Below are 582 nucleotides of genomic sequence, written 5' to 3'. Positions count from 1 at the left end.
CGTCGGTGCAACCCTGGTTGACACGGCCACCCGTGCCGACAACATGGTCAGCTACTACACCCCGGCTCTGGGCGGTCTGTATGCCCGCGCTTCGGTGGCTGCCGGTGAAGGCACCCCGGGCAAGAAGCACATCGCCGGTCGTATCGGCTACGCTGCTGGTCCCCTGGACGTGTCGGGCTCGTATGGCACGACCGATGCCAACGCCGCTGAAGACAAGTACAAGAAGGGCAACTTCGGCGCTTCGTACGACTTCGGCGTCGTCAAGGTGATGGGCTTCGTGTCGCAAGCCAAGTTCCTGGATGCCAAGCAGAACGTGATTCAAGGCGGTGTGTCGGTGCCGTTCGGCCCGACCACGCTGCGCGCGAACTACGTGCGTGTGGATGCCAAGGGCAAGATCGGCGCGACGAGCATCGATGCTGACGATGCGAACCAGTTCTCGCTGGGCGCGACCTACGACCTGTCCAAGCGCACCGCGCTGTACTCGTCGTACGCCCAGATCAAGAACAAGGGTGCTGCGAAGTTCGCCGTGGCCGGTGGTTCGGCCACCAGCCTCCCGAACATCGCTGCTGGCCAGAAGTCGCA

At 63.6% G+C, this 582-nt stretch carries 1 protein-coding gene; it reads left to right on the top strand.

From position 1 onward, the window contains the following. Positions 1-582 (top strand): porin (locus AC1D15_RS36295; RefSeq protein WP_477829902.1); only part of this gene is annotated, 582 nt, incomplete at both ends.

The sequence above is a fragment of the Rhizobacter sp. P2_H2 genome (assembly GCF_056403375.1).
The sequence above is the reverse complement of the archived record's forward strand: the minus strand, read 5'-3'. Positions and strand labels throughout refer to the sequence as shown.